The organism is Streptomyces sp. NPDC037290 (genome assembly GCF_055603245.1).
Genome location: NZ_JBVJVZ010000002.1, coordinates 596858 through 620257, shown reverse-complemented (window position 1 = coordinate 620257; position 23400 = coordinate 596858). Strand labels below are relative to the sequence as shown.

The 23400-nt window shown below is 71.4% G+C and carries 17 protein-coding genes and 3 pseudogenes; 9 read left to right on the top strand and 11 right to left on the bottom strand.

Features of this window, described 5'->3' with window-relative positions:
- Window positions 1-65: 65 nt before the first annotated feature.
- A pseudogene (locus ACZ7HQ_RS08435) lies at window positions 66-164 on the top strand (enoyl-CoA hydratase/isomerase family protein); the annotation flags it as partial.
- A gap of 101 nt (window positions 165-265) precedes the next feature.
- Here the strand turns inward: ACZ7HQ_RS08435 and ACZ7HQ_RS08430 are convergent.
- Complete coding sequence (locus ACZ7HQ_RS08430; RefSeq protein WP_470986433.1) at window positions 266-883, bottom strand: TetR/AcrR family transcriptional regulator; 618 nt, start codon at window positions 881-883, stop codon at window positions 266-268.
- Between the two features lie 125 nt (window positions 884-1008).
- Here ACZ7HQ_RS08430 and ACZ7HQ_RS08425 point away from each other — a divergent pair, with 125 nt between their 5' ends.
- A complete protein-coding gene (locus tag ACZ7HQ_RS08425) occupies window positions 1009-2001 on the top strand; it encodes a substrate-binding domain-containing protein (RefSeq protein WP_470986431.1) in 993 nt (330 codons plus the stop codon).
- 114 nt (window positions 2002-2115) lie between these two features.
- Window positions 2116-2289 (top strand): annotated as a pseudogene (locus tag ACZ7HQ_RS08420) (helix-turn-helix domain-containing protein); the annotation flags it as partial.
- A 63-nt stretch (window positions 2290-2352) separates the two neighbouring features.
- Here ACZ7HQ_RS08420 and ACZ7HQ_RS08415 read toward each other — a convergent pair.
- Both ACZ7HQ_RS08415 and ACZ7HQ_RS08410 read right to left on the bottom strand, forming a co-directional pair.
- The gene (locus tag ACZ7HQ_RS08415; RefSeq protein WP_470986428.1) at window positions 2353-2559 is read right to left on the bottom strand and encodes a three-helix bundle dimerization domain-containing protein; all 207 of its coding nucleotides are present in this window, start codon (window positions 2557-2559) and stop codon (window positions 2353-2355) included.
- A 49-nt stretch (window positions 2560-2608) separates the two neighbouring features.
- A pseudogene (locus ACZ7HQ_RS08410) lies at window positions 2609-2983 on the bottom strand (luciferase domain-containing protein); the annotation flags it as partial.
- A 282-nt stretch (window positions 2984-3265) separates the two neighbouring features.
- On the opposite strand from ACZ7HQ_RS08410, the gene ACZ7HQ_RS08405 reads away from it, so the two are divergent.
- Together ACZ7HQ_RS08405 and ACZ7HQ_RS08400 are read left to right on the top strand one after the other, a co-directional pair.
- Window positions 3266-3418, top strand: coding sequence for a transposase (locus ACZ7HQ_RS08405; RefSeq protein WP_470987131.1), 153 nt, complete (start codon window positions 3266-3268; stop codon window positions 3416-3418).
- Window positions 3419-3511: 93 nt separating this feature from the next.
- The gene (locus tag ACZ7HQ_RS08400) at window positions 3512-4504 is read left to right on the top strand and encodes an immunity 49 family protein (RefSeq protein WP_470986425.1); all 993 of its coding nucleotides are present in this window, start codon (window positions 3512-3514) and stop codon (window positions 4502-4504) included.
- A gap of 281 nt (window positions 4505-4785) precedes the next feature.
- Here ACZ7HQ_RS08400 and ACZ7HQ_RS08395 read toward each other — a convergent pair whose 3' ends face one another.
- The 4 genes from ACZ7HQ_RS08395 to ACZ7HQ_RS08380 all read right to left on the bottom strand — a co-directional run bounded on the left by ACZ7HQ_RS08395 (window position 4786) and on the right by ACZ7HQ_RS08380 (window position 8492).
- Window positions 4786-5310 (bottom strand): hypothetical protein, encoded by a 525-nt coding sequence (locus ACZ7HQ_RS08395; protein WP_470986422.1) that lies wholly within the window; start codon window positions 5308-5310, stop codon window positions 4786-4788.
- Between the two features lie 710 nt (window positions 5311-6020).
- Window positions 6021-6746, bottom strand: coding sequence for a peptidylprolyl isomerase (locus ACZ7HQ_RS08390; RefSeq protein WP_470986419.1), 726 nt, complete (start codon window positions 6744-6746; stop codon window positions 6021-6023).
- Window positions 6747-7044: 298 nt separating this feature from the next.
- Entirely contained in the window at window positions 7045-8025 is a 981-nt protein-coding gene (locus ACZ7HQ_RS08385; RefSeq protein ID WP_470986416.1) for a helix-turn-helix transcriptional regulator, read from the bottom strand.
- 182 nt (window positions 8026-8207) lie between these two features.
- Window positions 8208-8492, bottom strand: coding sequence for a hypothetical protein (locus ACZ7HQ_RS08380; RefSeq protein WP_470986413.1), 285 nt, complete (start codon window positions 8490-8492; stop codon window positions 8208-8210).
- A gap of 458 nt (window positions 8493-8950) precedes the next feature.
- Here ACZ7HQ_RS08380 and ACZ7HQ_RS08375 point away from each other — a divergent pair, with 458 nt between their 5' ends.
- The 4 genes from ACZ7HQ_RS08375 to ACZ7HQ_RS08360 all read left to right on the top strand — a co-directional run bounded on the left by ACZ7HQ_RS08375 (window position 8951) and on the right by ACZ7HQ_RS08360 (window position 16568).
- A complete protein-coding gene (locus ACZ7HQ_RS08375; protein ID WP_470986410.1) occupies window positions 8951-10606 on the top strand; it encodes a C40 family peptidase in 1656 nt (551 codons plus the stop codon).
- Between the two features lie 92 nt (window positions 10607-10698).
- Complete coding sequence (locus ACZ7HQ_RS08370; RefSeq protein ID WP_470986407.1) at window positions 10699-13032, top strand: glycoside hydrolase domain-containing protein; 2334 nt, start codon at window positions 10699-10701, stop codon at window positions 13030-13032.
- Between the two features lie 27 nt (window positions 13033-13059).
- Window positions 13060-14571, top strand: a complete 1512-nt coding sequence (locus ACZ7HQ_RS08365) for a transglycosylase family protein (RefSeq protein ID WP_470986405.1) — start codon at window positions 13060-13062, stop codon at window positions 14569-14571.
- Window positions 14572-14693: 122 nt separating this feature from the next.
- Entirely contained in the window at window positions 14694-16568 is a 1875-nt protein-coding gene (locus ACZ7HQ_RS08360; RefSeq protein WP_470986403.1) for a bifunctional metallophosphatase/5'-nucleotidase, read from the top strand.
- Between the two features lie 37 nt (window positions 16569-16605).
- Here the strand turns inward: ACZ7HQ_RS08360 and ACZ7HQ_RS08355 are convergent, their stop codons facing one another.
- The 4 genes from ACZ7HQ_RS08355 to ACZ7HQ_RS08340 all read right to left on the bottom strand — a co-directional run bounded on the left by ACZ7HQ_RS08355 (window position 16606) and on the right by ACZ7HQ_RS08340 (window position 23294).
- Window positions 16606-18624 carry an SWIM zinc finger family protein gene (locus ACZ7HQ_RS08355; RefSeq protein WP_470986400.1) on the bottom strand — a complete coding sequence of 673 codons (2019 nt, stop codon included), beginning with the start codon at window positions 18622-18624 and terminating at the stop codon, window positions 16606-16608.
- A complete protein-coding gene (locus tag ACZ7HQ_RS08350; protein ID WP_470986398.1) occupies window positions 18621-21473 on the bottom strand; it encodes an SNF2-related protein in 2853 nt (950 codons plus the stop codon). The genes ACZ7HQ_RS08355 and ACZ7HQ_RS08350 overlap by 4 nt, the downstream gene beginning before the upstream one ends.
- 97 nt (window positions 21474-21570) lie before the next feature.
- Window positions 21571-22152 carry a sugar kinase gene (locus ACZ7HQ_RS08345; RefSeq protein ID WP_470986395.1) on the bottom strand — a complete coding sequence of 194 codons (582 nt, stop codon included), beginning with the start codon at window positions 22150-22152 and terminating at the stop codon, window positions 21571-21573.
- Window positions 22149-23294 (bottom strand): ROK family glucokinase, encoded by a 1146-nt coding sequence (locus ACZ7HQ_RS08340; protein WP_470986393.1) that lies wholly within the window; start codon window positions 23292-23294, stop codon window positions 22149-22151. Before ACZ7HQ_RS08340 ends, ACZ7HQ_RS08345 begins: the two co-directional genes overlap by 4 nt.
- Window positions 23295-23400: the final 106 nt, after the last annotated feature.

Here is a 23400-nt window from a genome sequence, read left to right as displayed (position 1 = left end):
CTCCGCCCTCGAAGCCAGGAGCTCCCTGGCCCACGACTTCCGTCTCATGCTTCCGTCTCATGCTTCGTCTCATGCGCGCCGACCGGGGCTTCTGGTGCCTGCCCGAGGCAGAGATCAACATCCCCTTCACTCCCGGCATGTCCGCCCTCATCCAGTCCCGGCTGACGCAGTGAGCTACCGCGACGCGCGCGGCGCGGGGATCAATGCGTCAGTGTCCGTCCGCCGTGATGCCGGTGTCGCGCCGCCTTGGCGCAGTCGTGGCCCATCACAAGATCAGCCCGACGTGCAGGTCGTCTGCGAGGCCAGCCGTGTCCGTGAGACCGAAGGCCACGCGCTGGAGCAGGAGTCCGTGCAGCAGCCCCATCACCACGCGGGCTGCGCGGTCCGGGTCCATGGCGGCGGGCACCGTGCCCGCGGCCCGGCCGCGGCGCAGAGCGTCGGCGACAGTGGCGCGGACCTTTTCGAAGCCCTCCGCGGCCGGGCCGCGTACCTCGTCGTTGCGCAGCACCTCCGCCCACGTCTGCACGACGCAGCGCAGCAGTTCCTCCACTGCGACCTCGTGCCCCGCCGCGTCCCGCACCGTCTCGCCGCTGATCGTGCCGAGCGCGGCGGCCACCAGTTCCGCGACGGACGGGGCGTCCGCGCTCTCGGCCAGCCGCTCAACCGGTTCGAAGATCAGCCGGAACGCGTCGCCCGCGATAGCGAGGATGATCTCCTCCTTGCTGGTGAAGTAGCGGTAAGGCGCGCCGGCCGAGACGCCTGCCTCCGCGGCGATGTCCGGCATGGAGGTCTGGTGGAACCCGTCGCGGGCGAAGCAACGACGGGCCGCAGCGACGATCTCCGCACGCTTCGCCTCGCGGCGCTCGGCTGTGATGCGCGGCATGGTCGCCTCCTTCATCGTGAATGAACATTCATCTTGACAGCTCCACTGCTCCGGGACCACCCTAAAGTGAACGACCATTTACGGAAGCGGGCCACTCCACGGACTCCCGGAGAGGAGATCCACTGATGAGCACCAAGCTGAGCATCGGCGTCTACGCCTACGAGCACACCGAAGCACTGTTCGACGGCCGGGTCACGGTCGACGGGGTGGATGCGACGTTCGAGACGGCACCGCTCGTGTCGGACATCTTCCGCCGCGCCGTCGAGGGACACTACGACCTCGCCGAGTTCGGTCTCACCTACTTCCTGCGCACCTTCGACCTCGACGACGCACCGTTCCTGGCGTTGCCGATTCTGCCGAACCGCAACTTCCGCCACTCGGCGATCTTCGTGAACACCGCGAGCGGGATCGAGAAGCCTCAGGACCTCGCCGGCAGGACGGTCGGCGAGTTCGCGCTCTACGGCCACGACCCCGGGGTCTGGTCGAAGGGCATCCTGGCGGACGAGTACGGCGTGACGCCCGACCGGTGCCGTTGGGTCATCGGCGGCACCAACCACCCCGTCCCCGCCTTCGACTGGGTCCCGCAGCCCGTCCCGGACGGCGTCGACGTCCGCCGCGCGGAGGACGGCCAGACCCTGGGCGCCATGCTCGAATCCGGCGAGATCGACGCGCTGATCTCCGTCGACGTACCGCAGGCGGTGCTGGACGGCTCCCCGAAGGTCGCCCGCCTGTTCCCCGACTACGAGGCCGTGGAGCGCGACTACTACCGCCGCACCGGGATCTTCCCCCCGATGCACATCATCGCGATCCGCAGGGAACTGGCGCATCGGCCGCGCCTCGCACGGGCCGTGTACGACGCCTTCACGCAAGCCAAGGAACTCGCCGAGCGCAAGTACCTCGACGACGCCGCGAAGCAGCACATGAGCCTCATCACGCCGTGGTTCAGCACGCTGTTCGAGGAGAACCGTCGGCTGCTCGGCGACGACTGGTGGCCCTACGGCGTCGCCGCGAACCGCAAGGCCATCGACACCTTCCTGCGCTACCACCACGAGCAGGGCCTGTCGAAGCGAAAGCTGACGTGCGAGGACATCTTCGTGCCGGAACTCCTCGACACCTGAGCCGAGCGGCAACGGCGATTCGGGCTCATCGATCCGAGAAGGCGAGACTGGTCGTCGTCATGGCCACCTGCCGATTGGCTATGACCAGCACGGTCACAACAGGCCCTGCGGTAGCCCGATGGCGGTGGGCCGACAGCCGAGGAGCGGGCTCGGCGTGAGCAAGTCCCGGCTCGCAGCCGCCGATCCGATCGAGGCCGGAGCCGGCGACCGGAGGTGGCCCGACGGTTCAGGGCGGCGCGGATGTCGGCGAACCGCCGGCGGCAGGCGTTGGCGCGACGTTCTCGCCGGCCATCCCGAAGTTGGGTGAGGTTGGCCGGCGACTACCGTCGGCGCCTGACAGAGCCGTGGCCATCACGTGGAAGCCCCGTCCAGGATCCGCCGCGCCCTGCGCTCGACGAGGATCGGAATGAAGTCTCGTACAGGCCGGGCCCTGAACGCGGCACAGGCCCCCGCCACGACCGCCGTGATCTCGTCAGGGCTGTGCGTCTCGCCGTAGGCGGCCTTCAGTCGCTCGTTGACGCCACGAATGGCCTCCTCCTCGCGGGGGTCGGTCGCCACGGCTCCCCCTCGCGTCAGCTGGTGGTGCTGTGTGGTCCAGATCATTGTCGCGGTCCAGCACCGTGACGCGGCGGAAGTTGCACACCGCGGGCGGTGCGTCCACGGGCGGGCACACCGCCTGATGGGCCTGCAGCGCGATGCTGACCAGGCTCATCAGCAGGTCGACGTCACCGTCACAGTCGAGGTGTACGGTCACCCACCGCGAACCGGGCACGAGCCGAACAGCCGTCGTCACTTTGAGGTCTTCCGAGAAGCGCTGGATGACACGCGTCGTGAGGTGCAGGTCCACGTCGCGATCCGAGTGGAAGTGCACTATCTCGTCGTACGGGGAGCGCAGTGCCCGGCCTGTGCCGCAACTGGCCGGAGCCGCCGTGAGGTCGGGCCAGGTCACCAGTTGCTCCAGGGCACGCTGGGCCAGAGTCATGGTCCCATACTCGTCCCCTCACCTGACCGCCACCAGAGGCTGAGCGATCCGTAACCGGAGAGTGGGGCGGACCGTACGCGGTGCGCGACGCCGACTTGTACGAGCGGCGCAAACTGGTCCGAGCCTGCACGACACGGCACAGTTCTGCGGCCGGCACGGCCACGGCGGCCGCGGTCTTCACCCTGCGACTGCTCGCCCGTCGAGTCGAGGAACTCGATGATGAGATCGCCGCTCTCAAGCAGCAGATCACCGACGTGATCAGGCAGCACATTCCGCGGCTGCCTGACTGCCACGGCGTGGGTCCGGACACCGCCGCGGCGCTACTCATCAGGCAAGGCACAGCGCAGAAGGCTCAATAGATGTGGCGACCGTCAGGCCGACTCGGCTCTCCACAGAGCCCATGCTCGGCCCCGCGACCCGGCCCCGGCAGCTTGACCTCCACAGCGGCATCAAGGCCGCCGCCATGCTGTCAATGCCCGTTGATAACGTGCTTCGTCCAGTCGTGGAGTTCATGAAGGGACGGGGTACGTGCGGAATGTGACATGCCATCGGGTCGCCGAGCAGCGGTTGGCCGAGGCGCTCGACGACATCGAGGGGCGGGCCTACACGCGGTGGCACTCGCTGCGGTACGGCAGCATCTCGCCGACGCTGATCCGGGCCATGGCGGACGAACTGCTCGACCATGTCGCCGCGCGATCGGTGACGGAGCCCGGGCTCGACGCTGCGGCCGGCACGGTCGCCGTCACCGCCGCGGAGTGTGTGCACGGAGTGCTGAGCATCATGTGCTTCCCGAACGGGGACCAGGAACTCCGGTTCCCCCTCGTCGGGGAGCGGATCACCACGGACCCGGACGACGACGAGTTCGGGGACGGGCCCATCACCTTCCGGGACGTCGTCAAGGAGGCGCCCACCGCGCGGACCTGGCTCGACACGTTCGAGATGTGTGTCGTCAGCGGGCATGTGTGGGACTGGGAGCGGGTCACCGGGCTGCTGCTGCGCGACGACTACGCGCCCGCTATCCGTGACGGCGTGCCCTACAACCGGTACACCTCCGTCTCCGACCCCGCCGACCTCGCCGCCATGGACGCCCTGTGCCCCTATCTCACCGAGGCGGCCGGGGATCTGCCCCGCGACTGGCCTACGGTTCCGCTGCGCAAGCCGGACGCCGGGGAGCGCGCGGAGGCCGCCCGGCGGCTGGACGAGGTCGGCTACGCGCTGAGCGCGGACCAGCGGCTGCTCCGCGTACTCCTCGACGACGACCAGCATGCCTTCGAGGACGCCCTCGTCGCCCGGCTGGTCGCGTACCGGGAGAGCGTCGAGGCCGATGCCGGTGATCCCGCGCCCCGGTCCCTCCTCCCCCTCGGCACCCTCGCCCTGGCCTGCCTCGCCGTCCAGGTCCATGGGTGGGAACTCGGTGTCCGGTCCGGGTATCTGCCGTACGGTCTGCTGGGATCGCCGGACGCGCCGCGCCGGGCGGCGGAGGAGAACCGGAACAACTTGGGCTGCTGGGCCGCCAAGTAGGCCACCCGGGGTGCGGAGTGGGCCTGGCCCGACATCCAGGACATCGTCGTGGAGACGGACTCGGCCCCACCGAGGCAGCGCGTACGGCTGTGCGACAGCCGAGGACGGAAGACGTCCGTGTCTTTCGCGATGATCCGAAAGACACGGCCTGGCTCATCCTCGGCGCGGAGCCGCGCAGCGGCGGAGTTCTCTGCGCTGTCAGTGGCGTGCACTACGTTGATCACACCAGCGGAAGGGGGATGTTCTCATGCCGCTGACGGCCCCAGTACGAACCAGACGCCTTACCCGGCGGCATCGACGCAAACCGCGTACGCGAAGTATCTGGACACCCCGGAGCCGGCCGGGTTCTCGTTATCAGCGTTGACCACCCATTGGGTCGGGGGTTCGTCGGGGTTCCCCAGGGGGAGGGGGAACGAGGAGGTGTAGCGGACGGGAGGGCCTTCAGCCCTGCCGAAGCCTCCGCCTGTGGCGACTTTGCCTTGTGGGCAGGTCGCGATGGCAGTTCCGGATGTGCCGGGGGCAACGCGAGTGTCACCGATGGCGACTTCGGCCCCCGCCACGCCACCACCATTGCCGTTCGTGGGTGCCGTCACCTCGGCGTTCTGGCCGCAGTTGATGTTCTGGGTACCCGTGAAGGAGTTTCCCTGCCCGACCTGCCCCATCGGGTAGCAGATCTGGATGAGAGGCGAGTTGCCCAGGAGCGGGAGGAGTCCCCCGTCGCCTTTGGCCTGGGCGCCGCCGGCGCTGAGGAGCACCGCTGCCGTTGCAGCGATGCTGATCGCGGCGAACCGCTTGCTGACCTTCACTCGACCAACCTTTCGTCCCTGGTGCCGAAGCTGATGCGTCTACGGACAGGGTTGCGGCGCAGGCATTGGACGATCACGAGGCACGCGGCGGTGTCCACTATTTCCCTCGTACGGCCCCCGAGCCGCCACGGAGAACGGAAAGGGCGCCCCGGACGTGCCCGGCAGGCCGGGAGCTCACGGGGAACCGCGAGCTCCGCCTCGTCGCCGAACCTCCAGATGCGGCAGCGGCTCACAAAGCCGACGTTGATGAACGCCGGGGCCAGGCCAAGGTTGACGGCGCGGGCGGGGCGGCCTGGCAGAGACTGCGTTGGTGCCGCGCCGGTCGCCGAGCAGCGCGGTGCAGTCGGTCAGGCTGGACACCCGACGGACGGAACGCGCCACTGCTCCTGGAGGAGGAGGAACCCCACGGTCTCGACGAGATCGAAGCGGCACGCCAGAAGCGCGTCCGCTGGGAAGCTGCAGCGGACACCGTGGAGCGTCTCGGCCTGCTGGAAACTCCGCCCCGGTTGCCCGACATCCCCGAGCCGCGAGCCGGCGGCCTGAGGCCCTTGCCCGGGCACTGGAGCCCCTGCGGCCCCTGACGCGCCACCCGCCCGACGGTCCGCCCCGCGTCACAGCGAATTGCAGCACGAGGCGTTCAGCAACGGCTACTTCACATCACCGTGAGACCAGGCACACAGCTGGACCCACGGTGACCGCACCACAGTCCATCAGGGCCGGCAGGACGACCGGACGCTGAGCAGCTCGGTCCGCAGCACGGGCGTGCCGTCGACAGGCGCCGGGTCCTGCGAAGTTGGCTCGATACCGCCAGCAGCGATCTTGTCGAGCGTCTCCAGGCCGGCGGCACCGACCGTGCCGAACACCGTGTAGTTCGGCCGCAGCGCAGAGTCGCCGTAGACGACGAAGAACTGCGAACCGTTCGTGTTCGGCCCGGCGTTGGCCATCGCCAGCAAACCGCGCCCGTAAAGGCGACGGACACCGGTCGGATCGCTCGGTGCCGGCGGCAGGTCCACCGGCAGCTCGTCCTTGTACTCGTACCCCGGCCCGCCCTCGCCGGTGCCGGTCGGGTCGCCGCACTGCAGGACCTTCAGCGTCGGATACGCCGTCAGCCGATGGCACACCGTACGGTCGTAGAACCGGTGCCGCGCCAGGTGCACGAAGCTCTGGACCGTGCACGGCGCCTTCGCCCGGTCAAGACGCAGCGGGAGCGGGCCCTGGCTGGTCGGGACAGCCATGTCGACCGTGCCGTGACTGGGGGTGTGCCGCGGGTCGGGCGGCAGGGGAACCGGCCGCGCCGCCGGCTCGTCCGGGGTCTGGGTGTACTGGCAAGGACCGTGCGTGGTTCGCGGCGGGGCATCGGCAGCGGAGGCGGTGGTGCTGCCCCCGGACACGACCAACGCTGCTGCCACCCATGCGGTCATGAGAGCTCGGTTCATCCTGCACACCCTCCAAAAGATCGTAAGATTTCGGAGCGGTCGCAGTCTAAAGCGCGGCCCGGTGGGCGAGTATCCGTCCGCAAGCCACATCCGCACTCGCCCGACCCTCTCACGGGCCAGGAGACCTCCGTCGCCGGGGATGCGGGTCGGTGTGCCGGGCCGACGGCCGGCCGGACCGGGTGTGCGCTCGGGGCCGGTCCCTGCGGGACCTCCCGTCGGGCCCTGCTGCCCGGGTGCCCGATGCGGCGGCCGGCGGCCGCCGCATCGGGCTCGTTTGTCGTCCGTCGCGGTGAGCTCGTCAGATCCATCCGCGCTGGGCGGCCTTGAAACCGGCCTCGAAGCGGCTGGAGGCACCGAGTCGTTCCATCAGGGCGGACATCTGACGGCGGACCGTGCGCAGCGAAACCCCGAGCCGCTTGGCGGCCGCCTCGTCGGTGATGCCCGTGGCCAGCAGGTTCAGCAGCCCGGTGTCGGAGGCCGTCGGCTCGGCGTCGCACGCGGGACGCGTGGCGTCCAGTGGTGCGGCGGTGGCCCACGCGGCCTCGAAGACGGCGGCGAGCGTCCCGACGATGCCCCGTTCCCGCACGCACAGGGCCCCGACCACCGTGGCGGGATCGATCGGCACCAGCGCCGTCTCCCAGTCGATCACCAGCAGCCAGGGTGGCGACACCACCGCCGTGCGCGCCTCGTCCTGCGGGCGGACCAGGCGCTGGACGTACCGCCGGACGGCGCGGTTGCGGCGGACGCTCTCCTGGACCAGCAGCCGGACCCGGACCCCGTCGGACGGCAGTTGCCGCTCCAGCACCTCGGATCCCGTCAGTTCCATCTGCTCGTGGGACCGGCCGGGCAGCACCACGAGGCACTCCTCCCGGGAGCCCTTGAGCAGCACCTCCAGCCGGTCGTGCACGGCGTCGGCCCCGACGAGGGTCTCGACGTTCGCGGACAGCGCCCCGTGGTGGTACCGGCCCAACTCCGTGATGGCCTTCGCGGCGGCCGATCTGCTGATCGCCAACCGCAGTTGCTGCTCGGCCAGTTCGCGCTCCTGCCGGGCGACGATGGCCTCCAGGCCCACCTGGGGGCTCACCGGGCGCAGCCGCCCCGGCGCCTCATGGGACTGCCGGAGCAGGTCGAGGTCGAGGAGTCGGTCGAGCGCCTCCCTGACCTGGGTCTCCGGCAGGGCGAGTCTCTCTCCCAGCGCCCGCACTCCGATGTCCGCATCCACGAGCAGTGCCTGGTACACCTGCTCGGCGACCGTGTCCAGCCCTAACGTTTCAAGCACAGCTTCCCCCGCTGTATCACCACTTGCCCCGTGTTTGGTCACTTGATCTTCACAGCGTCGAACAGGTGAACGCAACGTTTCTTTGCCGGTACTTGGCCGTGTTCATACCGAGACAGGCAAGGCCGCCGAGTAAGGCTCCCGCTCGCCCCGCACCACCGGGCAGACCTGCGCACGGGGCACGGTCAGGATGCGCCGACCATCTCCCACGTGCGGAAACGGGGTGAGCGGGCCAGTGAGCGGTTCCATATCTCCCGGGTCGTGAAACGCGAGCCCAGCAAGCGCCCGGGGTGCCACACGGGACCGGCCCGCAGGAGCACCGCGACGTCGACGTGGCCGGCTTCCGCTCGCGTCCGCACATGCTCCAGCCCCCACCAGGGCCGGGCGTGCGCCCACAGCACATCGCAGATCGCGTGCGCGTCCGCCGCGGCGGGCGGTACCGGGCCGGGCCCTCGGACCGCGAACCGCATCACGTACACGGCACTCGGCCGACACCCGTCCCGGGCGCCTGCGGGCGCACCGCACCCGCGCCTTGCCCACCGTACGCCCCGCACACCACGTCCCCCGATGCCTTCGGCATTCCGCCGCCTTTCCGTTCACGCTGCCGGCTGACGACGTCCACGAAACCCGTGGGCGCCGCCACGGAATTCTGCCCAAGGCGCCCGTTCCGGATGACCGGCGGATCGCGGCAGCAATGGGACTGGCACCAAGGTGCCACGCCCAACTCATTGGCACCAGGCGTCACTTCCGCCAATGTTGCCGACTGTTGTCCGGCGCTGCGCCAGAGCCGAGACCGACCTGGCACTCATTTCGGCGCGCCGGTACCGAACTTGGGGGTTTCGTGTTCCATCACCGAAGAAAACTCGCTTCTGCGGCGTCCGTCGTCGCTCTGGCGGTCGCCACGGCGGGATTTGTGGCGCCCACGGCGATGGCCGCCACGCAGTCCGGCCACAAGGCCGGCGGGGCGGCCACTGCCACCGGAAAGGGCCACGGCCACGACAAGGGCAGCGGTGGACAGGGGCCCGTCAAACCGGTGCCGAACTTCAAGGCGCCGCACAACTCGCATGCGGCAGGCGTCACTTCGCCCGCGATCACGCGCAGCGAGGTCATCGCACGCGCGAAGGGCTGGGTCGGAAAGGGCCTGGATTACGACTGGAACGGCTCGTACCAGGGCTATCGCACCGACTGCTCGGGATACGTCTCGATGGCATGGAATCTCAGTGATTCCGAGACGACCGACACCTTCATCCCCAACGGGGTGGCCGAATGGATCTCCAAGGACGATCTGAAGCCGGGTGACGCCCTCCTGAACGACGCCTCCGGCGCGCACGGGCACGTCGTGCTGTTCGAGTCGTGGACGAGTTCCGCCCACGACGAGTACACCGGCTTCGAGTTCACGCCGTCGGGCGTCCACCACCGCACGATTCCGTATCCCTATTCTCCTGGCTACGGCACCTTCAAGCCGGCCCGGCTGAAGAACATCCAGGACGATGCCGTCACCCCCGAAATCGACCGTCGTGACGTGGCGACGCGTATTCACGGTGACTTCGACGGTGACGGTCATGACGACGTCGCCGCGTTCTACGGCTATCACGACGGCAGCACCGCCCTTTTCACCTTCAAGGGCGACGGAAAGGGCGGCTTCTCGGCCCCTCAGAAGTCATGGGCGGTCGCGCCGGGCCAGTGGACGTACGACAACGCGAAGTTCGTCGCGGGTGACTTCAACGGTGACGGCCGCAGCGACATCGCCGCGTTCTACGGCTATGCGAACGGCTCGTCGGCCATGTTCACCTTCCTCTCCAAGGCGGACGGCGGCTTCTCGGCGCCGGTGAAGTCCTGGACGGCCGGTCCGGGCCAGTGGGTCTTCGACCATGTCCAGCTCGCGTCGGGCAAGTTCGACAAGAGCGGCCGCGACTCCGTGGCCGCGCTGTACGGCTACTCCGACGGCAGCGCGGCGGCGTTCACGTTCAAGACCAACGCCGACGGCACCTTCCAGGCCCCGGCGAAGTCCTGGAACACCGGCGCGGGGCAGTGGTACGGAAGCAGCTCGCAGCTGGTGTCGGGTGACTTCGACGGCGACGGCACCACCGACCTGGCCGCCTTCTACGGCTACGCCGACGGCCGCGCCGCGATGTTCACCTTCAAGGCCGACGGGACCGGCGGCTTCAAGGCCCCGGTCAAGTCCTGGAACGTGCCCGCGAACAACTGGTGGGGCAACAACGTCCAGGTGACCTCGGGCGACTTCAACGGTGACGGCCGCGACGACGTCGCCGCGGTCTACAGCTACTCCGACGGCAAGGTGGCCCTGTTCACCTTCCAGGCCAACACCGACGGCGGCTTCGCGGCGCCGGTGAAGTCCTGGAACGTGCCCGACGGCCAGTGGTACACCGACCACGCCCAGTTCGTCGGCGGCAAGTTCGACGCCAGCGGACGGGACAGCATCGCCGCCTTCTACGGCTACAGCGACGGCCGCGCCGCGATGTTCAACTTCCCCACCGACACCAAGGGCAACTTCGGCGACCCGGTCAGGTCCTGGAACGTCGGCCCCGACCAGTGGTGGGGCGACAACGTGAAGCTCATCTGACCGGTCGACCGCCCGGACCGGCAACGGGCCCCAGGGGCGGCGGAGCCACGCCTCCGCCGCCCCTTCCGTTCGATGGAAGGAATCACCCGCCCATGCTCTCCCACACCGCGCGGGCGCTCGCGGCGACCGGGATGGCCGTGCTGTGCTCGGTCGCCCTGCCCGGCCTCGCCCATGCGGAAACGCCGGCGTCCCCGGCGCCGAAGCGCGTCACCGTCAGCTACCACGGTCTCTCGGTCAAGGTGCCCGCCTCGTGGCCGGTCGTCCGCCTGGACGACCACCCGCACACCTGCGTGCGCCTCGACCGCCCCGCCGTCTACCTCGGTCACCCGGGCAAGCAGCAGAACTGCCCGGCGCACGCCGTCGCCCCGGCGACCGACGCCCTCCTGCTCGAACCCTCCGCCGGCGCCGCGGTGGCCGACCCGGCAGCCGTAGTCCACGTGCCCGCCCATCACAGGATGCCCGGCCACGTCGACCCCACCGCCGGACGTCAGACGGTCGTGGACATCCAGGGGGCCGGCGTACTCGCCACCGCCACCTACGGCACCAGCACGTCCACGATCACCTCCGTCCTCCGCTCGGCGACCGTCTCGCCCACGGCGAAGGCCGCACCGCCCGTCAAGGCCCCCAAGGCCATCCGCGGCGCCGCCGCCGCGGACACCACCTTCACCGGCAAGGCGTTCGACACCTGCGAGGCCCCCTCCTCCTCGGCCATGGACGCCTGGCAGAAGTCCTCGCCGTACTCGGCCGTCGGCATCTACATCGGTGGCCCCGACCGGGGCTGCCGCGGCCAGGCGAACCTGACCCCCGACTGGGTCGGTCACCAGGCGGCCAACGGCTGGCACATGCTGCCCGTCTACGTCGGGCTGCAGGCCAGGGAGATATCCGGCACCAACGGCGAGTCGCAGGGCGCGGCCGCCGCGGACGACGCCGTCTCGGAGATGAAGGCCCTCGGCTTCCCCGCCGGCAGTGTCGTCTACGAGGACATGGAGGAGTACTCGCGCGGCTCCTTGAGCGGGAAGGTCCTGGACTACCTCTCCGGCTGGAGCGACGAGCTCCGCGCCAAGGGCTACCGCGCCGGCGCCTACGTGTCCGGCTCCAGCGGCGTCCCCGACCTCGTCTCCATGTACAACAAGGCCGACTACGCCGACCCCGACGTGATCTGGACCGCCGACTGGAACGGTGCCGGGGACGTGTCCGACTCCGCGATGGACCTGCCCTCCAGCTCCTACTGGCCGGACCACCAGCGCGTGCACCAGTACCGCGGCAACGTGTCCGAGACGTACGGCGGCGTCAACCTCAACATCGACGTCAACTACATGGACGTCAAGGCCGAGGCGACCCCGCAGCCGCCCGTCCACCGGGATGTGGCCACGCGTGTGCACGGTGACTTCAACGGTGACGGTCACGACGACGTCGCCGCGTTCTACGGCTACTCCGACGGCAGCACCGCCCTTTTCACCTTCAAGGGCGACGGAAAGGGCGGCTTCTCGGCACCCGAGAAGTCCTGGTCCGCGGCCGCCGGCCAGTGGACGTACAAGAACGCGAAGTTCGTCGCGGGTGACTTCAACGGCGACGGCCGCAGCGACCTGGCCGCCTTCTACGGCTACGCCGACGGCTCCTCGGCCATGTTCACCTTCCTGGCCAAGGCCGACGGCGGCTTCTCCGCCCCGGTGAAGTCCTGGTCGGTGGGTTCGGGCCAGTGGGTCTTCGACCATGTCCAGCTCGCGTCGGGCAAGTTCGACAAGAGCGGCCGCGACTCCGTGGCGGCCCTGTACGGCTACTCCGACGGCAGCGCGGCGACCTTCACGTTCAAGACCAACGCCGACGGCACCTTCCAGGCCCCGGTCAAGTCCTGGAACACCGGCGAGGGCCAGTGGTACGGAAGCAGCTCCCAGCTGGTCTCCGGTGACTTCGACGGTGACGGCACCACCGACCTGGCCGCCTTCTACGGCTACGCCGACGGCCGCGCCGCCATGTTCACCTTCAAGGCCGACGGGACCGGCGGCTTCGGTGCCCCGGTCAGGTCCTGGAACGTGCCCGCGAACAACTGGTGGGGCCACAACGTCCAGGTCACGTCGGGTGACTTCAACGGTGACGGCCGCGACGACGTCGCCGCGGTCTACAGCTACTCCGACGGTTCGGTCGCGCTGTTCACGTTCGCGAGCGACGCACAGGGCAACTTCAAGGACCCCGTGAAGTCGTGGAACGTCCCGGCCGGCCAGTGGTACACCGACCGCGCCCAGTTCGTCGGCGGCAGGTTCGACGCCAGCGGACGGGACAGCATCGCCGCCTTCTACGGCTACAGCGACGGCCGCGCCGCGATGTTCAGCTTCCCCACCGACGCCAAGGGCAACTTCGGCGACCCGGTCAAGTCCTGGAACGTCGGCCCCGACCAGTGGTGGGGCGACCACGTGAAGCTCGCCTGAGGGGTGATCACCATGAAAGGAGCTCTCATGCCTGCGTCACGGGCCGACGCCGACCTGCTCGACCCCGCACCGCGCGCCGCCGGGAGGCGACGAGCGAGACTCGCCGCGCTGGCGACCGCCTCACTGCTCGGCGCCGCCGTCTCCCTGACCGCCGGGCAACAGCCCGCAGCGGCCGCTTCCGTGAGCACCTGGGAGAAGGTGGCCGACTGCGAGAGCGGCGGTAACTGGAGCATCAACACCGGTAACGGGTACTACGGCGGCCTGCAGTTCTCGCTGTCGACCTGGAAGGCCTACGGGGGCGACGAGTTCGCGGCCTACCCCCATCAGGCGACCGAGAATGAGCAGATCCTCGTCGGTGAGCGCGTCCTCGCCGGTCAGGGTGAGGGGGCGTGGCCGGTATGCGGTCCGCGCGCCGGGCTCGGCGACGACCACGCTGACCCCTACCCGGCCGAACAGCCGACGATCTTCCGCAACGACGTGGCGACCCGTGTCCACGGCGACTTCAACGGTGACGGTCACGACGACGTCGCCGCGTTCTACGGCTACTCCGACGGCAGCACCGCCCTTTTCACCTTCAAGGGCGACGGAAAGGGCGGCTTCTCGGCACCCGAGAAGTCCTGGTCCGCGGCCGCCGGCCAGTGGACCTTCAAGAACGCGAAGTTCGTCGCGGGTGACTTCAACGGCGACGGCCGCAGCGACCTGGCCGCCTTCTACGGCTACGCCGACGGCTCCTCGGCCATGTTCACCTTCCTGGCCAAGGCCGACGGCGGCTTCTCCGCCCCGGTGAAGTCCTGGTCGGCCGGGCCCGGCCAGTGGGTCTTCAACCACGTGCAGCTCGCCTCCGGCAAGTTCGACAAGAGCGGCCGCGACTCCGTGGCCGCGCTGTACGGCTACTCCGACGGCAGCGCCGCGGCGTTCACCTTCAAGACCAACGCCGACGGCACCTTCCAGGCCCCGGCGAAGTCCTGGAACACCGGCGCGGGGCAGTGGTACGGAAGCAGCTCGCAGCTGGTGTCGGGCGACTTCGACGGCGACGGCACCACCGACCTGGCCGCCTTCTACGGCTACAGCGACGGCCGCGCCGCCATGTTCACCTTCAAGGCCGACGGGACCGGCGGCTTCAAGGCCCCGGTCAAGTCCTGGAACGTGCCCGCGAACAACTGGTGGAAGGGCAATGTCCAGGTAGCCGCCGGTGACTTCAACGGCGACGGCCACGACGACGTCGCCGCGGTCTACAGCTACTCCGACGGCAAGGTGGCCCTGTTCACCTTCGCCGGCGACGCACAGGGCAACTTCAAGGACCCCGTGAAGTCCTGGAACGTGCCCGAAGGCCAGTGGTACACCGACCACGCCCAGTTCGTCGGCGGCAGGTTCGACGCCAGCGGACGGGACAGCATCGCCGCCTTCTACGGCTACAGCGACGGCCGCGCCGCGATGTTCAGCTTCCCGACCGACACCAAGGGCAACTTCGGCGACCCGGTCAAGTCCTGGAACGTCGGCCCCGACCAGTGGTGGGGCGACCACGTGAAGCTCGCCTGACGCCCGGGCGGTGAAGACGCCCTCGCCGCGCCCCGTGCCCCGTCCGGGGCGCGGCGGGGGTCACGCCCCGCAGGGGACTCCTCGCGACCCACGCAGGGATCCCCCCTTCCCTGATCCCCCTCATGCGAAAGGCAGGCCCTGCCGTGCACGACTGCCGGCACACCGGACCGGGCATCTCCCGCCGCGCGCTGCTCCTCGGCGGAGCCGTCACGGCGACCCTCGCCCTCGGCGTTCCCGCCTACGCCTCGATGAAGGACGCCCCGAGGCGCCGCTCCGACGCGGCGAACACCGTGGAGGTCCAACTCCTCAGCATCACCGACCTGCACGGCAACCTGCGCACGCCGACCAACGACGACGGTCTGCTGCCGGACGACAACGGCAACAAGACCGTGCACGTGGGCGGCGCCGCCTATGTGGCGGCGCACGCGGCCCGGCTGAGATCCGGGCACCCGAACTCCATATTCTTCTCGATCGGCGACAACTTCTGCGGCGGCGAGCCGACCGACAACAAGATGCTCTCCGACGAGGGCCCCGCCGAGGTCCTCAACAGCCTCGGGCTGAGGTTCTCCACCCTCGGCAACCATGAACTCGACTACGGCACCGACTACTTCCTCTCCCACATGGTGCAGGGAAAGCCCGTCGGCACCGCGGGCCGCGACTCGTCGTTCACCGACTCGACGGGCAAGCCGTACGGCGGTCTGAAGGTCCCGTACTACTCCGCCAACATCGTCCGCAGGGACACCGGCGCGACGATCCTGCCGCCGTACAACATCGAGCACGTCAAGGGCTCGGACGGAACCTCGTACCCCATCGGGTTCATCCACCTCACCCTCCAGCACACGCCCACCGGGTCCAGCTCCTACAACCCGGACCTCGACGGCCTGGACGTCGTCGAGACGGCCAACAAGTACGCCAAGACGCTGAAGGACCAGGGTGTCAACGCGCTGGTGCTGTGCATCCACGACGGTGCGATGCAGCAGGACAACGCCACGGCGCCCATCAACAGCGGAACGGCGGTCGACGGTCCCGCGCTCGACCTGGCGAAGAAGGCGGACCCCGACATCTGCGCCATCATCACCGGGCACTGGCACTGGTGGTTCAACGCCATGGTCCCCGACCCCAGGGGCGTGCCGCGTCCCTTCGTCGAGGCGGGTCACGCCGGGCAGATCATCAACGAGATCAACCTCCACATCGACCCGGCCACCGGCAAAGTCGTACGGGACCTGACGACCTCGACCAATCACGCCGTCACCCTGGACGTGACCCCCGATCCGGCCGTCCAGCGCATCGTGGACTACTGGACCGACCAGGGGAAGAAGCGGTACGCGACGGTCGCCGGCAAGCTGACCGGCGACTTCACCCCGGCCCCCGACGCCGACGGGGAGTCGACGATGGGCAACCTCGGCGCGGACCTGATGCTGTGGTCCGCGAACCGGCACTCCGGCGGGGCGGCGGACTTCGGCCTGGTCACCGCGTCACCGCATACGGGTTCCAACGCCTTCGACGGCACCCTGCGCTATGCCAAGGGTGACAACCCGGCCGACGCGGACGGTGTGCTCCTGTACGGGGAGGCGTACGCGAACCTCGGCTACGAGAACCCCATCCTGACCGTGTCCCTGACCGGCGACCAGATCCGCCAGGCCCTGGAACAGCAGTGGCAGGACGCGGACAGCGCCATGGCGCCCCTGTCGTTCTCGGCGAACGTGAAGGCGTCCTTCGACGTCGGCAAGCCGGTCGGTCAACGCGTGAGTCCGGACGCCTTCCTGATCAACGGGACCCCGCTGGATCCGGCGAAGACCTATCGCGTCGCCGGGCTCGGCTACACCCTGATCGGAGCCGACGGCTACCCCGCGCTGGCGGGCTTCACCAACCCCTTCCGCAACGGGCGGGACCACGAGGAGTTCATCGCCTATCTCCGGGCCGTGTCCCCCCTCACTCCCTCCAAGCTGGACCGGGTGACGCTGCTCGGCGGTTCCGCCGTCTGCCCGAAGACGTGACGGCGGGGGCCGGACCGGCGGCGCGCCGGGCTGCGTCCTAGACGTCGTCCGGTGTGCCGAGGCCGGTCAGGGCGCCCACCGGGTCCAGGTCGGGCGTGCCGCGGGGCCACCAGTCGTCCTTCCCGGCTTCCGACTCGTAGGCGTACCACAGGCCGTCCCGGCCGAGGCGGAGCTGGACGTGACCGCGCGGGTGGGTGAGGCGGTTGCGCCAGGGCCGGAACGCGGGCAGGTCGGCGGCGAGCAGCAGCGGACGGGCCCGGTCGAAGCGGCCGGCCGGCGGGTCCCAGGGCTCCTCCAGGACGGCCAGCCCCGCGAGGCCGCCCTGCCGCCAGGCGGCGACGGCACGCGCGAGGTCGGCCGGGGTGCGGTCCGTGGCCGTGGCGAGTGCGGCGTAGAGGGTGCGGGTGGTGGCCGTGAGCCCGGAGCCGGGACGGCCGGCGGCCAGCCGCACCGCGTCCTGCCACAGCGTCAGCTCGCCCACCGGGTCGCGTCCGGTGCCGAGCAGCGCGTGGGCGCGGGCGGCCGCGTCCGTCGCCAGCTGGTCCAGCGCGAAGGGGTCCGGGCCGCCGGGCGCCGCCGGATACACCGGGGGCTGCTCGGGGTGCGGGAGTGCCGGCAACGGCGGTGGGAGCGGCGGGAGCCCGCGCGGGGCGAGGACGTCGGTGGCGCGCACGCCGGGCAGGGACGCCGGCCGTCGCTCCTGGGCGGCGCGGGCGGCGCTGCGCCGGGACAGGGCGTCGAGCAGGTTCTTCTCGCCCCGGCCGCGCAGCAGGAGCAGCACGAACGGGTCGGCGTCGAGCAGCCGTGCCGTCTGGTAGCAGAGCGCGGCCGCGTGCTTGCAGGGGTGCCCGGAGTCGGGACAGCTGCAGCGTGCGTCGAGGTCTCCGGGGCCGGGCAGCAGGGGCACACCGCAGTCGGCGAGGGACGGGGGCAGTTCCTTGTCGAGCAGTGCGGCGATGTGCCCGGGCCGGTCGGCGGCCGCGTCCAGGATGCGCGCCCAGTCCTCGTCCTCCAGCGTGCGCACCCGCACCTGGACCCGGTACGGCCGGGGCCGGCTCCCGCGCACGTACGCCAGCACGAGCCCCGGAGTCACGGTGATCGCGTCGACGTGCCCCTGGTCGGCGTAACCGCGGCCGCGCGCCACCCTCTTGGCGTCCAGCGCACCCCGCTCCAGCGCCTCGACCCAGGCGTTGCCCCACCAGGTCCCGGCGAACGGCGTCCCCTCGTCGGTGGTCCCGCGGGGCGCGAACTCGGGGAAGGTGCGGCGCAGTTCGGAGTCGCGGTGCGGGGTGGCCATGGTGGCGGGCAGGTGCGGGGACGCCGGCTCGTCCCGCGCCGGCCCCGGCCCGGCGGCAGCGGTGCCGGGGGGCGGCTCGGTGGTGCCGGTCCCGGGGGTCTCGTCCTTCGGGGTGTCGGTCCACTCCGGCATCCGGAAGGCGTTGGACAGGTAGTGCCGCATGTCCTGGGCGGCCTTGACGCGGGCGGCCGGGGACTCCGGCCCGGGGACGGAAGCGGTACGCGGCGGCGGGGAGCCGGAGCCGCCGGTCGCGCGCGGCCCGCGTCGGGTACGCGGCTCCCGCGAGCGCCGGCCACGCGCGGCGGCCTCGTCCGCCTCGGCCTCGGCACGCAGCGCCTCCCGGCGGGCGGACCGCAGGGCCTCCCTGGCCGCGTCGGCGGGGCGCATCCCGGGCCGCTCCCCACGGGCGGGCGCGGGCACGTCGCGGTCGCCCGCACCTGCTGTGTGCGCCGGGGCTCCGGGCCCGGGGCCGTCCGCGGAGCGCGTCATGCCGGCGAGCGCCTCCGCGTCATCAGACCGTGCGGCGGGGCCTGTTGTCGTGCTGCCGTCAGACGCGGCCGGGTCGCCGGGCAGGGCCGACCGGAGGGCCGCCCGCGCGACGTCCGCGGGCCTCGGCCCCACGGTGCCGGGCCGGCCGGCCGCGTGCCCGGACGCCGCCTGCTCCTCCAGGGCCTCCTCCCGCCCTGCTTCCGCCCGCTGCCTCGCCTCCCGCAGAGCACGGCGGGCGGCGTCGCCGGGACGCTGTTCCCCGCTCGTCACGACGGCCTCCGCAGGGAGACGAGGTCGGACAGCTCGCGGTCGGTGAGTTCGGTGAGGGCCGCCTCGCCGGAGCCGAGGACGGCGTCGGCCAGGGCGCGCTTGGCGGCGAGCATCTCGGCGATGCGGTCCTCGACCGTGCCCTCGGTGACCAGGCGGTGGACCTGGACCGGCTGGGTCTGGCCGATGCGGTAGGCACGGTCGGTGGCCTGTTCCTCGACGGCGGGGTTCCACCAGCGGTCGAAGTGGACGACGTGGCCCGCGCGGGTGAGGTTCAGGCCGGTGCCCGCCGCCTTCAGGGACAGGACGAGCACCGGGGTCCGGCCGTCCTGGAAGCGGTCCACCATGCGCTCGCGCTCCGGGACCGGGGTGCCGCCGTGCAGCAGGTCCACGGGGATCGCACGGGCGGCCAGGTGGGCCGTGATGAGACGGGCCATGCCGACGTACTGGGTGAAGACGAGCGCCGAGCCGTCCTCGGCGAGCAGGGTGTCCAACAGCTCGTCCAGGAGGGCGAGTTTGCCGGAGCGGGCGGCGAGCCGGTCGGGGTGTGCCTCCTCCTTCAGATACAGCGCCGGGTGGTCGCAGATCTGCTTCAGCGCGCCCAGCAGCTTCAGGACCAGGCCGCGGCGGGCGATGCCCTCGGCGGTCTCGATGGCCAGCATCGACTCGCGCACCACCGCCTCGTACAGCGCGGTCTGTTCGCGGGTGAGCGGCACGGGATGGTCCGTCTCGGTCTTGGGCGGCAGTTCGGGGACGATGCCGGGGTCGGACTTCTTGCGGCGCAGCAGGAACGGGCGTACCAGGCGGGCGAGGCGCTCGACCGCCTGCTCGTCCTCGCCATTCTCCACCGCTCGCGCGTGCCGGGCGCGGAAGGACTTGAGGGGGCCGAGGAGTCCCGGGGTGGTCCAGTCGAGCAGGGCCCACAGTTCGGAGAGGTTGTTCTCCACCGGGGTGCCGGTGAGGGCCACGCGCGCGGGGGCCGGGATGGTGCGCAGGGCCTTGGCGGTGGCCGAGTAGGGGTTCTTCACGTGCTGGGCCTCGTCGGCGACGACCATGCCCCAGGGCTGTTCGGCCAGGCGGGCCGCGGTGGAGCGCATGGTGCCGTAGGTGGTGAGGACGAAGCCGCCGTCCAGAGAGTCCAGGGTGCGGTCGGGGCCGTGGAAGCGGCGGACGGGGACCTGGGGGGCGAACCGGATGATCTCCCGCTGCCAGTTGCCGAGCAGGGAGGCCGGGCAGACCACGAGGGTCGGCTCGGGGCGGGCGCGCCTGAGGTGCAGGGCGATGAGGGTGACGGTCTTGCCGAGGCCCATGTCGTCGGCGAGGCAGCCGCCGAGGCCCAGGGACGTCATGAGGTCGAGCCAGGCCAGGCCGCGCAGTTGGTAGTCGCGGAGGGTCGCGGCGAGGCCCGGGGGCGGGTCGGCGGGGCCCAGGCCCCCGGTGAGCCGGTCGCGGAGGGCGGCCAGCGCGCCGACCGGGACGGCCTCGACCCTCTCGCCGTCGACGTCGGCGGTGCCGGTGAGCGCGACGGACAGCGCGTCGACCGGGTCGAGCAGGCCCAGTTCGCGCTTGCGGGCCTTGCGGACGAGCGCCGGGTCGACCAGCACCCAGCGGTCCCGCAGCCGCACGACCGGACGGTGGGCCTCCGCGAGGGCGTCCATCTCGGTTTCGCTGAGCGGATCCCCGCCGAGCGCCAACTGCCAGCGGAACTGCAGCAGTTCCTCGCTCGCGAAGAAGCCGGTGCCGTCGGTCGCCGAGCCGGGCGCCGGGCGGACCACGGCTGCGGCCGTGAGGTCGCGGGCGAGGTCCCGCGGCCAGTGCACGGCGACCCCGGCGGCGGCCAGCCGGGTGGCCCCGACACCGAGCAGTTCGCCCAGCTCCTCCTCGGACAGGGCGAGCACGTCGGGCACGTCCTGTGCGGCGAGCCGGTCCAGGGGTGGCCACACGCGTGCGGCGCGCCGCACGGCGAGGGCGGCGTCCACCCGCGCGCGCGGCCCGAACGCGGTGTCGGCCTCGCCCGCCCACAGGGCCGCCGCGTCCGCCACCAGGGTGGGGTCGGCGAGGCTGTGCACCTGTACGACGGCCGCGCCCGCGGCACGGGTGCCGTCGTGCTCGCCGGCGTCGAAGACGTCGTACGCCGACAGGTCCAGGCGGAGCGAGATCCGCACCCCGGCGTCCATGCCGGCGGCGACCTCGGCCGCCCACTCATGGGCCTGCGGCAGCGCCACCGGTTCGTGGGCGGCGAAGGGCCGGCCGCAGGTGTAGGGGGCAGCCGGGGTGCGGGGCAGGGTGTCGGCGACCGCGTCCAGGAAGGAGCGGATCAGGGCCTCGGGCGCGGGCAGCCGAAGCGGCCCGGGGCCCGCGAGCGGCACGGCGTGGCCCTCCGGGGGCAGGGCCGCCGCCACCGCGCGCAGGTGGGCGATGTCGTCGGGCTCCAGCGGGCCGGCCCGCCAGGCGTCGTGCCCGGCCGGGGTCAGGCCCGGCAACAGGCGGCCGCGGGCGACCAGCCGCAGCGCGTGCAGCGCGGCGGCACCCCAGCAGGCCGTGGCCGGATGGGCGGCCGGGTCGCGGCGGGCCCGGACCAGCAGCGGGAGGGCCTCGGCGAGCGGCAGGGTCAGCGCGGGCACCTGCCGGCGGCGCACCCCGGCACCGTGCCGTCGGACGACCGTGAGCTCGGTGGTGCCGCCCTCGACGGAGCCGCCGTCGGGGTCCCAGAAGGCGATGCGGCCCTCGCGCGGGAGGGGCGCGGGCAGGTAGACGGAGGCGAGGCGCACCGGGGCCGGATCCCCGGCCGGGACGGCGCCTCCCGTGCGCTCGGCCACCGCGGCCGCTGCACCGGTCAGCCTTTCCGCCATACGTCCTGCCACCTCCCGCCCGTGCGTCCGATCAGACGTCTTCGACTGTACGGGCGGGGTCTGACAATCGGCCCCGGGGACCGGCCGGGGCCGGTGCTCACGGCACTGTGCGGGAGACGACGTAGACCACCGGGTCCTTCGGGTCGGACAGGTTCACGACCACGTCCTGGGTCGGCGCCGGGTTCTTCTGCTCGTGGGTGAGTCCCCACCAAGGGCCGGGCCCGGTGAAGTGCCAGCCGCTGACCTTCTGGTCGCGGGTGCCGATGGCGATGTCGCCCTTCTTCAGCTCGTCCCGGCGGGCGCCCATGGTCTGCAGGAAGCCGTCCAGGCCGGCGGCGTTGGTGCGGAACCGCACGTAGAGCCGGCTGGTCTTCCAGTTGTTGGTCTCGTAGGAGGCGACCGAGTCGGCGGGGTGCGGGACGCTCACCTGGTAGAGGCGGCGCTGCACCTTCGACGGCCAGCCCGGGGTCAGGCCGGTCGCCGAGTACCTGGCCTCCTTGTCCTTGCCGCTGTCCCGGCTCTGGTTCGCGGAGATCACCAGGTAGCCCGCCGGGACGCCGATCAGCAGGCCGATGATCAGCAGGGTGAGCGCGCGGCGCCTGGCCTTGTGCCCGGGGTTCTCGGCAAGGCGGTCGGGCCCGTCCGGCGGGGCGGCCTGGCGGGGCAGGGAGGCGGTCATGCGGTGTCCTGGTCGCGGCGGGCCTGGGCGTACCGCTCGTAGCGCTCGTACCGCTCCACCCGGCGGCGCTTGGCGCGGCGGAACCGGCGGGCGACCAGCCGGGCCAGGTCGGCGGCGCCGACCATGCCGGCCTCGGGGCCGAGCTGGGCGCGGGTGATGCGGGCCTCGGGGCGGTAGCCGCGGCCGGTGAGGTGGCGTTTGAAGGCGTCCCGGGCGGGGCCGATGAGCAGGTCGTCGGCGGCCGAGACGCCACCGCCGATGACGAAGCAGGAGGGGTCGAGGGCGGCGGCGAGGTTGGCGATGCCGACGCCGAGCCACTGGCCGATGTCCTGGAGCAGTTCGACGCACATGGCGTCGCCCTCACGGGCCAGCTCGGTGATCATCGGGCCGCTGATGTCGTCGATGTTGCCCTTGACGTGCTCGATGATCCCGTAGGCCACCGGCGAGTCGGCGGCGGCCAGCTCCTTGGCCTCGCGGACCAGCGCGTTGCCGGAGCTGTACTGCTCCCAGCAGCCGCGGTTGCCGCAGGGGCAGCGGTGCCCGCCGGGGACGACCTGCATATGGCCGAACTCACCGGCGACGCCGAACTTGCCCCGCTTGACCTGACCGTCCTCCAGGATGGCGCCGCCGATGCCGGTACCGAGCGTGATCATGACGAGGTGGTCCTCGCCACGCCCCGCGCCGAAGCGCCACTCCGCCCAGGCGGCGGTGTTGGCGTCGTTGTCCACGAGGACCGGCACGGAGAGGCGGCCGCTGAGGCGGTCGCGCAGGGGCTCGTTGCGCCAGGACAGGTGGGGCGCGAACAGGACGCGGTTGCGGTCGGCGTCGACCCAGCCGGCCGCGCCGATGCCGACCGCGTGCACGTCGTGCCGGTCGGACAGGTCCAGGACCAGTTCGACGATGGTGTCCTCGACGACCTTCGGGCTCTTGGACTTGTCCGGGGTCTCCGTGCGGAGCTTCTCCAGGATGTTGCCGTCGGCGTCCACGACGCCCGCCATGACCTTGGTGCCGCCGATGTCGATGCCGACCGTCGGCACACGGGGTGCGGTCAGGTGTGACCGGCGCTCTCTCGTGCCGACGGTGCGCAGGACCGGGGCTCGGCGGGAGCCGATGGGGGCGGTGAGGTCGCGGTAGGTGCTCATCGGCGTCGATTGTGCCGCACGCTCTCGCCGAGTGCTGCGCGCGGGCGGGGGGACGGGGTGCGCGATCGTTGCCGCGTGCGGGTGCGTCGTGGCCTCTCGCGCAGGT